This window comes from Mesorhizobium delmotii (assembly GCF_900149755.1).
Lineage (GTDB): Bacteria > Pseudomonadota > Alphaproteobacteria > Rhizobiales > Rhizobiaceae > Mesorhizobium > Mesorhizobium delmotii.
In genome coordinates this window covers 1-8,884 of record NZ_FUIG01000024.1, presented here as the reverse complement: position 1 = coordinate 8,884, position 8,884 = coordinate 1, and the positions used below count along the sequence as shown (strand labels likewise).

Here is an 8,884-nt window from a genome sequence, read left to right as displayed (position 1 = left end):
GACGATGTGGATGTCGGCGCGCTGATAGCGTGGCGCGACATGATCCTGGGCTTCCGAGCCGAAGCGGATATGTGGGTGCAGCGCCGCCGGGAAATCGAGGAAGGCCGAAACCAGCTCGGGTCATGTGCGTCTCTTTCGCGCTTTCCGCCCAGCAGCTAGTGGTGTCGCTTTCTGAGTGGATCAAATAGCGCTATATTTGGGTACCAAGTGCTGGATGTAGGTAACGACTTTTTTTGGATGAGCAGCCCGACGAAGCGTGAAATTCGCATCATTTGGGAATGGTCCTGACATCGGCTGCCGATCCGAACCCATCGGGTGGATCCAATGCGTCAAGGGCATTTCTCGCTTGCCTACCTGCTGGCACTGTTCGTTGGACCGTTTGCGGCCAGCCAAGGGCTGGCCGCAACTGTTCCGCATGTCGGCCTTCTCACCTATTGGGACTGCAGCCCGGGTACTGTTCAGGCCGAATTCGGACCGTTTCTGAAGGGGCTCAAGGAACTGGGCTATAGGATGGGCGAGTCCTTTGTGCTCGAGTGCCAGGCGGCCGGCAAGAGTTACGACAGACTTGCCGAAGCGGCGCGCAAGTTGGTGCAGCTTCCTGTGGACGTGATCGTGACAAGCTCTCAACCGGCGGGACGTGCGGCCCACCAAGTGACGGATTCGGTCCCGATCGTATCGATCGTCAGCGGGGATCCGATATCCGCTGGCCTCGTCGCCAGCCTCGCCAGGCCAGGCGGCAATTTTACCGGGGTGAGCTACTATGCGACGGAACTTACTGCCAAGCGTCTGGAACTGCTGAAAGAAGCAATTCCGGGTATCGTCACGATCGGGGTTCTGGCCAACCCGGACGTTTCCTATTTGCCATTCGAGGCTGATGCAATGCGGGCGGCCGAAAAGCTCGGCATTGGCGTGAAGCTTCATCACATCAGGCAGCCGGCGGACCTCGATGTCACAATCCCGGAAATGAAGAAAGAGGGTGTGCAGGCAATCTTCGTTCTGCCCGACGTCATGCTTGCCGGCGAGGCGGCACATATCGCCGTTCTGGCGCTCGAACAGCGGTTGCTGACGATGGCATGGGCTCCGTGGTATCCGCGAAACGGCTGTCTGCTTGCCTATTCCGCGGATTACGCGAAGATGCTGCATCGGCTGGCTTTCTATGTCGACCGGATTCTCAAGGGGACGAATCCTGGCGACCTGCCGATCGAGCAGCCAACGACGTTCGAGCTGTCAATCAATCTGAAAACGGCCAATGCCCTGGGCATCGATCTGCCGCAGACCGTATTGCTCATGGCTGACGAAGTCATCGAATGAGGATGATGTGCGGGATTCGATCCATCGCGAAGCCGCTCCCGTGCGCCGATCACTGTTTCGGAAATACTTCATCGCGTTGTTCGCCGCCGTCATTGTCCCGATAGCTGCCAGCGGCATCAGCGACGCCTGGTTCGGCTATCGCGACCAGCGTGCCATGCTCAGTGCTCTCTTGCGGGTCGAGACCAGATCGGCAGCCGGCAGGATGCAGAGCTTTCTCGACGGCATCAGGGATCAGCTCCGCTGGACGGTCCAAAGGACCTTGACCGCCGACAACCGGGGACAGCATCGGCTCGAGGCCCTGCAGGCGATGCGCCGCGCCCCTGCAATCGTCAGCGTAAGTCTTATCGACCGTACCGGCGTGGAGCGGCTGCACGTCTCCCGCATTGGCCTGAACAGGGTTGAAGGAGGATTGGATCGCTCAGGTGATCCTGCCGTAGTGGGAGCCCTGTCGACGGGCATATGGTATGGCCCGGTCACCTATCGCGATGGCTCCGAACCGTTCATGACCATGGCACTGTGGGGACTGAGTTCCGTCGTCGTCGTCGTCGAGATCAACCTGAAGCTCATTTGGGTAGTCATTTCGGAAATTCGTGTGGGGCGCAGCGGCCACGCATTTGTTCTCGACCAGACCGGCCGGATCATCGCTCACCCAGACATCAGCAAGGTGTTGCGGGGCACCGACGAGAACACGGCGGCGGCCCTGCTCAGATTGCGGGACGAGATCGCCACGGCAGGTGGCGAGGCGACGACGGCCCGCAACGCCGAGGATGAACGCGTCGTGACTGCGATGGCACCGATCCCCAGTGTTGGCTGGACTGTGTTCGTCGAGCAGCCGCAGGCAGAGGCGTTTGCACCGCTCTATGCTTCTTTGTGGCGGACTGGCGGCCTGTTGCTTGCGGCAATCGCCTTAGCGGCGGCGCTCGCCTACTGGCTTGCCAGGCGCATGACCGGCCCGATCCGCCTGCTGGAGGAGGGCACCGAAAAAATCGGGGCCGGACAGTTCGATCACCGGATCGACATCGCCACCGGAGATGAACTTGAACGGCTGGCGGTCCGGTTCAATCAGATGGCGCAGGAACTCGCCATATCGCGGGATCGCTCCGAGCGGATTGCGCGGCTGAAACGCTTTCTCGCACCGCAGGTCGCGGAACTTGTGGAAAAGTCCGGTGACGAGAGCGTGCTCGCAGGCCAGCGGGCGGAAGTGGTCGCTGTTTTCTGCGATTTACGCGGCTTTACCGCGTTCTCGGCCCACGCCGAACCCGATGACGTCATGCAGGTGTTGCGCGACTACTACGAGGCTCTCGGCGCGATCATCACACGCTACGAGGCGACGCTGACCAACTTCTCGGCGGACGGGTTGATGGTGCTTGTCAACGCTCCTGTGCCGCGCGCGGAGCCGGCGCTTCGCGCTGTCGAGATGGCGATTGACATGCAGGACGCGATTCAACGGCTGATCGCCGCGTGGCGTCTGCGCGGCCACGCGGTCGGTTTCGGCATAGGGCTCGCGATGGGATGGGCGACGGTCGGCCGAATTGGCTATGAGGCCCGCGTCGACTACACCGCGATCGGCAATGTCGTGAACTTGGCGTCTAGACTGTGTTCGTCGGCCGATGATCGGCAAATCCTTATCGATGACTCTGTGGCGTGTTCCGTAGGCGGCAAGATTCCGATGGTCGCCCTCGGCGCGCGCCACCTCAAGGGCTTCGACGAGCAAGTACGCGTGTACGACGTCGGAATACGGAGCGTGACGTCAGATTTCGCTCCTGATGCGACGGAGATCAGCGCGAAAAGCTAGACTTGGCTAAAATCGATCTTGGGACGCGGCTGGACCGAATGGCAACTCGTCACGTCGAGACCGGAACCATCGAGATCGTGCAATTGGACAGCAGCTACGGGTCAGACTTTCCGGTTCCTAAACCGGAAGGTTGCGCCATGAGCCGCCGTTCCCGGCGGATCTCCGGACCGGACGTTCACGCTCCGGCAGGTGTCGGACCCTTTGCCGACATCGGCAGCGCCCCGGCTTGCGGCGGAATCGGGCGTCAAACGAGAGGACGACTACAACGTCTGTACCGTATCGCGGTGAAGATCGCGATCTTCAGCGACAAGCATTGTTGGAACTCCCCCGCAGTCAGCCGGCCTTCACGCCGCGCCCTCCGGATCGTCCTCGCCGCGCCATCGGATATGCTTCGACTTCGCTAGCTTCAACAAATCATCGGCTTCCGAGTTCAGGTGCTGGGCGGCTTCGCGCAGCGCGAATCCTGGCGTCGGGGAAATAGGTTTGCGCCTTGGCCTCATTGCTGCGCTTCCTCCATGTTACCAATAAGCCGCCCGGCGGTGGCAAAAGCGCGCTGCCATTGTTCCAGCTCGCCCGGCGGCAAGGGCTCGTCCCACGGCAACAGCTCCTCAAACGCCGAGCACCAGGTGATGTTGAACGCACACGGGAGGAGATCAGCGAATCGCAGTTCCCGGCCGAAGTGTCTCCGGATCGCTTCATGTGCACACGCTTTGCACAGCGTTTCGTTCTTCCGCGCTATATGTCGCCAGATAACATCCTTCAGCATCGGCGCCACTTCGTCCGGTTCACGCCCGCAACGATCGCAACGAATGTTCATCGCGCTTCCTCGATGGCTTCGGCCGCGCGCACCAACCGACGTTCGAAGGTCCGACCAAGGCCGAAGATTGCGGGCACACAGGCACATCACGTTGTTGATCAGCATAACCCAAGCCATCGCATCCTTGTGCGTGTTCACGATGCTTCCTCCATCTCCAGAGCCAACCCGAATTGCCGCGCCTGCTCCTTGGCGGCTTGGGCGAAACGGCCCTTGTCGTCACGCGGCTGCGCGGGCCGATGCACAAGATGCGCGGCGGAGGTCTGCGCGGGATGGGCGGGGTGCTCCCTTTTCAGGCGAATCAAGTCACCGAAACCCACGATTTACCTCCGTAGGCGGTTTTCATAAGCTACCTGCCGTTCGCGTTCCGTCAGCTCGGTCTCGTTTTCCGGGACGCTGAAGCCGGGGTAGAACCAGTCGGTGCCATGGCCGTGTCGCTGCCCATAGCCGCGGTCTTCCAGTTTTTGCGTAAACGCCTTTTCGAGCCGAGGTTTCGTTGTTGCGCTCGCCCAGCTTTTCCACGACGCGTAGGCGCATTTGGTCGGCACTTCGCCGCCTTTGCGCGCAGCATTCGGCCAGCCATTGGCCGATGGCGTCTTCGGCCTTGAGATAGGCGGTGGTGGCGTCGCGCACGCATTGCGGCGGCATAGGGCCGTGCTGGTGCCAGGCGCGGCAGCCGGTATCCACGCCAGGATTTGCGGCCATTCGGCTTTCAGCTCTCAATTCGCGAGGCCCGGAACAACGGGCAGGCCCGGGTGTTAACCGGGCGAAGCCTCCTTCGAAAATGAAGCTCACCTCGTTGCAGAGGGCCTAATATGGCGATCCATTTCAATCATACGATTCTGCCGGCTCGCGACAGCAAGGCCTCGGCAGATTTTCTGGCCGAGATGCTGGGGCTGCCGGCGCCGCGGCGCTGGGGGCCGTTCCACATGGTCACGACCGACAACGACGACTATATGGATACCGAGGAGAAGGTCGTGCGCCAGCATTACGCCTTTCTGGTCGACGACGCCGAATTCGAACAGATATTCAACCGCATCCGCGAACGGAACTTGCCTTACTGGGCTGACCCCGGCCAACGAAAGCCGGGGAGACCAACGACCACGACGGTGGGCGCGGTCTCTACTTTGAAGACCCGAACGGGCATCTGCTCGAAATCATCACGCGTCCGTACGGCAGCGGCGGCTGGAATTCGTGAGCGTCGCGCCAAGGGAGCCGGCCCGATGGCAATCACCGCCGTCGAACCCTCCCAATCTGAGGAATCGGTGTGTCACTCCTGGCGCGACTGAGCCGTTGGCGAACCGGGCAATAGACCCGTTCCGGCCGTTCGGAGCCGAGCGCCCTTTACAAACCGGCTAGCTGATTGATCTTCGCTGCCATGATGAAATCGTTCTCGTGCAGGCCCCTGATCTTATGGGTCTGCAGCGAGATTTCCGCGTAGCCCCAGCCGAAGCAGATGTCCGGATGGTGCCCCTCCTCTTCCGCCAACCGGCCGACCTCGTCGACGAAGGTGAGTGCTTCCCGGAAGTCCGCGAACCTAAATTTGCGGCGTATCAGGTGTCCCGCCTCCAGAAGATCCCAGCCGGGCGTCTGGGAAAGATATCCGCCGGCTTCCTTCTCGGTCAGCGGCGGTATGCCGCCGCGGCAGGGCGTACAGGTTTTGTGGGCAATGCTCTCTGCCATGACGATCTCCCTTATTGCACATCGGGGTTCCAGGTGCAGCGACCACTGTTTACCGCACCCGATATTTGCTCGCATAGTGCTTGCGGAGAAACTTGCGAATCTGCTCGGCAAGGCGCTTGTTGTCGGTCTTCCTCGGCCGATCGCTGTGCTTTTGTGGACTCAGTCGATCGGTGCCTCGGCTCTGTTTCGGGTGATTGTGCATCTCAAAACACCTGCGGCAACGGGGCCGCCTTCCGTTCAAGAGACGATCTCGACCGGGGGCCGCCGATCGTGAGCCCGAACCGAGGACGCTCTCTGGCCACCAGCGCCGGCGACTTGTCTGTATCGCCCGGTCACGCCAGCCAGCGGATCTTGATACCCATCGGTCGCTTCATCGACGGCGTTGCGAAAATCCATTCCCACATGACCTTTATGGCGCAGGTATTGTGAACGGCAAGCTCAAACCCGAACAGAACCGGTTGCCGCCGATCCTAGCCGCCGGATTGGGTCAGTAAACGGCGAACTCGCGCCAGGAGCGGTCTTTCATGGTCCAGCCAATAAGTGTCCGCATCACCCTCGCAGGTGGCGCGGCGGCTTGCCGGTCCAGCGGCACACCGCGCGGTAAATCACTGGAAATCGAAGGGAGGCTTTGCGTTTCGCCGCCTATACGGCCTGATCGCGAAATTGGCATAGCTGGAGCAAACTTTTACGTGTAGAATTTCTAGGGCGTTGAGGGGACTAGACGCTGCAATCTTCCCCAGCGCCTCTCGCGCGCTGCCTGGCAAAGGGAGGAAGTCACCATGAGATCAATCGCCAAGGAGTTTTTGCTTGCAGCGGCGGTAGTGATTGGTGTCACGCTCACGGCGGGCGCGCAGCAGAAGAGCCTTTATGAGCGTCTAGGCGGACAGCCGGCGATTGCCGCAGTCGTGGACAGGTTCGTCGCTAACCTCGCCGCTGACAAGCGCATCAACACCTTTTTCGCCAACTCCGATATTCCGGCCTTCAAGAGCAAGCTGGTCGATCAAGTCTGTCAGGCCTCGGGCGGACCCTGCACTTACACCGGCAAGGACATGAAAGCCGCTCACCAAGGCTTGGGGATTACGGAGGCGGACTTTAACGCCCTGGTTGAAGACCTCACCGCGGCGCTCGATCACTTCAAGGTGCCAAAGCAGGAAAAAGACGAGTTGCTCGGTCTTTTGGCTCCGATGAAAAGCGACATTGTCGAGGGGTAGGACTTATCCGCTACACGCTGCCGGATGGGTCACGTCTTCCCGTACGACGCCTTCGATGGAAGGGTCCGCAAGGGGTCGACTCCGGTGGTTACGCGAAAGTCTGCTTTGGCAGCGCATCGCGAACGTCGGGAAACTGGTGTGCTCGCGTCATACATTTTTCTGCTGGCAATGTTCCACCCAATCACGACGTTCCGAGACGAGGGCTTGAAGGGCAGCAGAGGGTCACCACTTCCTGCCCGGACTCTCCGGCGGAAGGGTAGAAAAGGGGTCGTGAGCTGTATTCGCCTCGGTATCAAGCGTTGGACTTTCACCTGTATGGGGCGATGATTGTCAAGCTTGATCTTGCTTCGTTTCCTCATCTCCTTGTTCGGCCAACTGGTGACCATCTCCTCGTCCCGACCTTGACTTCGAACTGGCCGCCGCGCGCAGTGACGGTCAAGATGGGCCGGGGCCCATCGCGCAGCGGACTTGTCCTTGACGGTCACGAGCATGGGCGGCAGGCTTGAATGATCGGGCGCGCGCCATTCGGCAGCCGACGACAGTTCCGAGGGGAGTTCGCCATGAGGCCCAGGCGCGGAGGTCGCGGGGCAGACTTGTATTCGGTAGATCTCAGTTGGATCTAAACCATGATGCAGCCATGCGCATCGGCGGCGAAGCTCCGGGGCGGCGGACCCATTCTACTAGGCGGATCGAAATGAAATGACCATGTGAAAATTCGGGTTGCCGCCACCTCGGATCGTCATCGGCAGACCCCGCTACCGGGGGCCGCCAATTGGGTTGTGTTCTCCTCTATCCTGCGTGCCCCCCATCACGCCGCACGTAAGGTGACGCCCTGCGGCGGCTCGCCCGTGATGACGAGACGCCACAACCCGATCAGCAGCTTGCGCGCCAGCGCCACGATCATCGTCTTGCGCGTGGTTTTGCGCCCGTCGGCCGTGCGCGCCTGGAACCATCGGGCGAGACCACTGTCCTTTTGGAACCGGAGAAAGCGCCACGCCAACTGGATCATGCCGCGCCGGACGCGGGCGTTGCCGGCGCGTGCCAGTCCCTTCTCGCGGCGGCGTTTGCCGCTCTCGTCCGGCGACCCCGTGAGACCGGCATAGCGCGCCACGGCGCGGCGATCGCGCAGCTTGCGGGACAGCATCTCGTGGACCAGCATGTCCGCCGTCTCGACACCGACGCCGATGACCCGCGCCAGCAGGCGAACCATCGCGTGCGGGCCATTCGCCGCAGCCGGAGCCGCGGCGAGTCGGCGCAGGCGTTCCTGCTCGATCGTGCGGATCTGCTCGCGCACCAGGCTGAGCCGCTCAAGGAAGCGGTAGAGCTCGGCGCGAGTGTTGTCCGGCAGCGGCGTTCCCTCCGCCGTGCGGATGGTCTCGAGCCTGTCCGCCGCCTGGCGCAGGCTCAGCCGGAAGCTGCGGATGCCGAAGCGGGCGAGGATCGCCTTGATATGGTTGATAATCCGCGTCTTGTCGCCGACCAGGGTCTCCCGCTCGCGGTTCGGCCGCGCGTCCTCCTCTTCGAGCGTCGGGATCGGCGCCATACTGCAATGGCGCTTCTCGCCGCGCAGCCAGCCGAGAAAGGCGCGCATCAGAAGCTCGGTGTCGAGACGATCGGTCTTGGCGCGCCGGTGCTCGCGCGACACCGCAACGCTAGCGGGGTGGATCGCGTAAGCCTCGATACCGCGCGCTCGCAGCCAGCGCGCCAGCCAGAAGCCGTCGCCGGCCGCCTCATAGGCGACGGCGATCCGCTTGATCTGGCGCCCGGTCCGGCCGGCTTCGTCGCGCCAGCGCTGCAGCAACTTCAATAGTGATGGTGCGTCGGCATCGATCTTCTTGAGGGGTTGGCGCTTGAAACCCGGAACAAGTGAGGCAATTAGCCATTTCGCCTTGCTCAATTCGATGACGGCGACGATCGTGTTATCCTGTTCGAGAGCGGTAAGGGACCGGCTCGTGTCAAAAGATTGCGACATGGGGCGCCTCCTTCTGATGGTGGTTTTGACAGCGCCGAAGGATGCCACACCCTCGCCGCTCGCCCCATAGCATCCACTAGCGTCACGACGTGCCGCCG

Annotated in this window: 8 protein-coding genes; 4 read left to right on the top strand and 4 right to left on the bottom strand. The window is 61.7% G+C overall.

The features are described from left to right. The first annotated feature begins 324 nt into the window (after nt 1–324). A complete protein-coding gene (locus BQ8482_RS13990) occupies nt 325–1,311 on the top strand; it encodes an ABC transporter substrate-binding protein (RefSeq protein WP_123148181.1) in 987 nt (328 codons plus the stop codon). 7 nt (nt 1,312–1,318) lie between these two features. Then, nucleotides 1,319–3,106, top strand: a complete 1,788-nt coding sequence (locus tag BQ8482_RS13985) for a cache domain-containing protein (RefSeq protein ID WP_123148180.1) — start codon at nt 1,319–1,321, stop codon at nt 3,104–3,106. A 496-nt stretch (nt 3,107–3,602) separates the two neighbouring features. Here BQ8482_RS13985 and BQ8482_RS37690 read toward each other — a convergent pair whose 3' ends face one another. Together BQ8482_RS37690 and BQ8482_RS37685 are read right to left on the bottom strand one after the other, a co-directional pair. Beyond that, nucleotides 3,603–4,061 carry a hypothetical protein gene (locus BQ8482_RS37690; protein ID WP_133254769.1) on the bottom strand — a complete coding sequence of 153 codons (459 nt, stop codon included), beginning with the start codon at nt 4,059–4,061 and terminating at the stop codon, nt 3,603–3,605. Then, on the bottom strand, nt 4,058–4,240 hold the full coding sequence (locus BQ8482_RS37685) for a hypothetical protein (RefSeq protein WP_133254768.1): 183 nt from the start codon (nt 4,238–4,240) through the stop codon (nt 4,058–4,060). The genes BQ8482_RS37690 and BQ8482_RS37685 overlap by 4 nt, the downstream gene beginning before the upstream one ends. 495 nt (nt 4,241–4,735) lie before the next feature. Here BQ8482_RS37685 and BQ8482_RS13970 point away from each other — a divergent pair, with 495 nt between their 5' ends. Then, nucleotides 4,736–5,209 carry a VOC family protein gene (locus tag BQ8482_RS13970; RefSeq protein ID WP_244602797.1) on the top strand — a complete coding sequence of 158 codons (474 nt, stop codon included), beginning with the start codon at nt 4,736–4,738 and terminating at the stop codon, nt 5,207–5,209. A 55-nt stretch (nt 5,210–5,264) separates the two neighbouring features. On the opposite strand, the gene BQ8482_RS13965 is transcribed toward BQ8482_RS13970, so the two are convergent. Continuing rightward, nucleotides 5,265–5,603 carry a 4a-hydroxytetrahydrobiopterin dehydratase gene (locus BQ8482_RS13965; protein WP_123148177.1) on the bottom strand — a complete coding sequence of 113 codons (339 nt, stop codon included), beginning with the start codon at nt 5,601–5,603 and terminating at the stop codon, nt 5,265–5,267. Between the two features lie 779 nt (nt 5,604–6,382). Between BQ8482_RS13965 and BQ8482_RS13955 the strand changes: the two genes are divergently transcribed. Continuing rightward, nucleotides 6,383–6,814 (top strand): group I truncated hemoglobin, encoded by a 432-nt coding sequence (locus tag BQ8482_RS13955; protein WP_123148175.1) that lies wholly within the window; start codon nt 6,383–6,385, stop codon nt 6,812–6,814. A gap of 808 nt (nt 6,815–7,622) precedes the next feature. On the opposite strand, the gene BQ8482_RS13950 is transcribed toward BQ8482_RS13955, so the two are convergent. Next, on the bottom strand, nt 7,623–8,786 hold the full coding sequence (locus BQ8482_RS13950; RefSeq protein ID WP_123148174.1) for an IS110 family RNA-guided transposase: 1,164 nt from the start codon (nt 8,784–8,786) through the stop codon (nt 7,623–7,625). Between the last annotated feature and the right edge of the window lie 98 nt (nt 8,787–8,884).

What these genes read in the sequence shown, in the direction of transcription:
- BQ8482_RS13955 (WP_123148175.1), top strand. Translation starts at nt 6,383, where the DNA reads ATGAGATCAATCGCCAAGGAGTTTTTGCTTGCAGCGGCGGTAGTGATT.
- BQ8482_RS13965 (WP_123148177.1), bottom strand. Translation starts at nt 5,603, where the DNA reads ATGGCAGAGAGCATTGCCCACAAAACCTGTACGCCCTGCCGCGGCGGC.
- BQ8482_RS13950 (WP_123148174.1), bottom strand. Translation starts at nt 8,786, where the DNA reads ATGTCGCAATCTTTTGACACGAGCCGGTCCCTTACCGCTCTCGAACAG.
- BQ8482_RS13970 (WP_244602797.1), top strand. Translation starts at nt 4,736, where the DNA reads ATGGCGATCCATTTCAATCATACGATTCTGCCGGCTCGCGACAGCAAG.
- BQ8482_RS13990 (WP_123148181.1), top strand. Translation starts at nt 325, where the DNA reads ATGCGTCAAGGGCATTTCTCGCTTGCCTACCTGCTGGCACTGTTCGTT.